Source organism: Bacillota bacterium (assembly GCA_040754675.1).
Taxonomy (GTDB): Bacteria; Bacillota; Limnochordia; order Limnochordales; family Geochordaceae; genus Geochorda.
The window spans coordinates 1-3,188 of sequence record JBFMCJ010000472.1; the positions used below are offsets into that span (position 1 = coordinate 1).

Sequence of the window (3,188 nt, forward strand, 5' to 3'; positions counted from 1 at the left end):
GGACGCCCGTAATGCTCTCGGGCTTCGGCGTTCGGTCGCAGGAGGCCGTCCGGCGGCTTCTCTCGCCGCACCGGATGCTCTTCGTGCCGGGTGGATCCGCCTCCGGTGCGGCTCCGGGCAGCGGGGTCTCCGGGCAGGCGGCCCCGCCCCTCGAGCCGGGCAGCGCGTTCGGCGTGAGCCTGGTGCGCGGCGACGTGGAGCTGACGGCTATCGGCACGGTCACGTACGTGGATGGCGACCGGTTCATCGGCTTCGGGCACCCGTTCCTCCAGAAAGGCACGGTGGACTTCTTCACGGGGCCGGCCTACATCCACCAGACGGTGAAGAGCCTCAACGTTCCCTTCAAGCTCGGCAGCATGCTGGAGGCGACGGGGACGCTCAGCGAGGACCGCCGGGCGGCGGTGGCGGGGCGGGTCGGTTCGCTTCCTGACGCCATCGACCTCTCCGTTGAGGTGGAAGATCTTTCGAGCGGCCGGTCCCGCAGGCTTCAGGCGCAGGTCGTGCGGGACGACATGCTGACCGTACCGCTGGTGGCCATCGCCTCGCTGGAGGCGCTGGACCGCGGGCTCGACCGCATCGGGCCGGGCACCGCCCGCATCATCTACCGCATCACGGGCCGCAAGCTGCCCGGGAGCGGGGTCTTCAGCCGTGACAACATGTACTTCAGCCGCCTCGACATCTCCGCCGGGATGCTGGGGGACTTCCTGGACACCCTGCAGGCGCTGGCGGCCAACCGGTTCCAGGACGTCGAGGTGAAGTCGGTCGAGCTGCGGGTACAGGTGGACCAGACCCAGCGAAGTGCTGCCATCGTCAGGGCGCGCCCTCTGCAGAAGAGCGCGAGGCCGGGCGATCGGGTCGGGGTCGAAGTGGAGCTGCTCCCGTACCGCTCCGAGCGGGAAGTGCGGGTCCTGACGATCCGGGTGCCCGAGGACGCCTCCCCCGGCACGGTGACCGTCACCGTCCGAGGGGGCTCGAGCGGCAGCTTCAGCCTCTCGCCCGAACTGCAGAGCCTCCTCACGGGACAGGAAAAGCCCTCGCCGGGCGAGGAGCAACCCTCACCGGCCCCCGGCGAGGAAGAACTTCCGAGCAGCCTCGAGAAGCTCCTTGAGTTTCTGGAAAGCCGCGAGAAGAGCAACCAGCTGGTGGCGGAGTTCTACCCCAGTTTGACCGGGGCATCCGGCTCACAAGGCACGACTCAGCAGGATCCCACGGGCGCGGGCCGAACCGGGCGCGTACCGGGCGAGGATTCGGCCCATAAAGGTGCGACGTCCAAGGCCGAATCTGAACTAGGGGACACCGGGGCAGTAAAGTCGACGCTCATCACGCCCTGGGTCATCGAAGGCAGCACCAGTTTTGATCTGGAGATCAAGGAGGCGCCTGGACACCCGGCCCCGTCCGAGGAGCGCAGCGAACCGCTCGGCGGCAAGCCTTAAGCGGACCGGCCCGGGGGGCCCTGGTCCCGCACGCGCTTCGATCCCGGCAGACCAGGCTTTGCCACGCCGTCGCGGGCGGGAATCCGGCCGGCATTCCTCGAACTTTCCCGGGCGAAGACCGCCATGAGCAAGAGAAGCCTTTCATCGCGGGAAGCCCCTCCGCGGCGTGTGTGGCCGTGGGCGCTGGGCGCGGCCGCGCTCCTGGCCCTGATGGCTGCGGGCGCCGCCATGCTTCCCGCCCTCAACGAACGGCTCGAGGCAGCCGTGAAACAGGCACTGGACAGCGCCGCCAACGGCTCGCGGCTGTCCGTGCAGGTGGAACGGACCGCCGTCACGCTGCCCTCCTCGGTCCGCATGGAACGCGTCAAGCTGGCGTTCAACGACGGCTCCCAGGTGTTCATGCCGGACATCACGGTGGGCGTGAACCTGCCGGTGGTGCTCACCTCGCCCTTCAAGCCGGGGCGAGCGGTGCGGCGCGTCGAGGCCGATGGCATCGTGGTACGACCCATCGGCGCGGCACCGGATGCCTCGAGCAACGGCCAGGCCGGGCCGGAGCCGTCCGGGTCGCCGGATGCTGCGGCCGGCCCTTCCACGCTGCGCGAACTCGTCGCCAGGGGCCGCCAGGTCGTGCTGGACGTGCTCGAGCAGCTTCAGGGGCAGGGGCTTGCGTGGCTGCAGGCCGGCGACAGCATCTCGTGGCGGCTGGACGGTGTCTGGGAAGAGCCGGCAGGCGGTGACAACCTCATCCGGACCCCATGGCGCACCGCGGGCGAACTGCGGGGCGTGAAGCCCGGCACCATCGAAGCCGAGGGCACCCTGTCCATCGGCGCCGTCCAGTCGACCTTCCTCGCCGTCGCTCAGGGCGGCCGGGTCGAGGTGAAGCGGCTGAGTATCGACCAGCAGGGACTGAGGCTTTCGGGGAAGTTTGCCACCCAGGTCGATGCAACCGGGAGCCTGACGCTCGCGGCGTCGGGCACCGTGGAGTGGTCCCGTTGGGACAGGCTCCCGCCGCTCAAGATCAGCTTCCAGACAGGCGGGCCATGGACCGAGGAGGCCCTGCCTCCCATCGACGTGACGGCCGAGGCGAAGGCCCCGCGCCCCGGCGACGAAGGCTGGCCGCTTTACCTCGGCGGCGCAACCGCATCCGCCCGGGTCGTGCAGCGCAAAGACTTCGTCGAAATCGGCCAGGGCGCTTTCCGAAAGGGAGATGCCCGCGGCCGCTTCACCGGGCGTATCGAGGATGCCTGGCCGTTCAGGACGCTGGTCAGCTTCGAGGCCGGGGGCCTGAAGCCCGGTGTGGATCTACCCTGGTGGGATGCTTATGCCGTCCGCACGCTGGACATGCGGGGGACGCTGACGGGTTCGGCGGCGGGGCCATGGAAGGTCGACGGGGAGCTCCAGGCGCCGGCCGGACGGTTCCTCGACCTGGCGGCGAGCGGCGTGGCGGCCCGGGTATCGGCCGACTTCACCGCCGGAGAGGCTGCGGTGCAGGAACTGGTGGCGGCAACGGGCAGCGGGCTTCTCACGCTATCCGCCCGGGTGCTCTGGGGGCCATCGGCGCCGGCGGTGGCGGCCGGCAAGTTACCATCCGAGGTGGTTGTCGACCTTTCCGGGCGGATCGAAGGCCTCGCCTCCACCGAGGTGTTGACGGCCGCGCAGGCTGGTCTGCGGTCGATTCGCGGGGAGCGGCCGCCGAAAAAGCGATCCGTCAGCCCGGCCGGTGAGGTGACCGGCGACTTTGAGGCCCAGATCGCC

General features: G+C 70.0%; 2 protein-coding genes. Both read left to right on the forward strand.

All coding sequences use genetic code 11. The features are described from left to right. Window positions 1–1,433: hypothetical protein (locus AB1609_19280; GenBank protein ID MEW6048585.1), on the forward strand; the 1,433-nt coding region annotated here is incomplete at its 5' end. A 168-nt stretch (window positions 1,434–1,601) separates the two neighbouring features. Next, window positions 1,602–3,188 (forward strand): hypothetical protein (locus tag AB1609_19285; GenBank protein ID MEW6048586.1); only part of this gene is annotated, 1,587 nt, incomplete at its 3' end.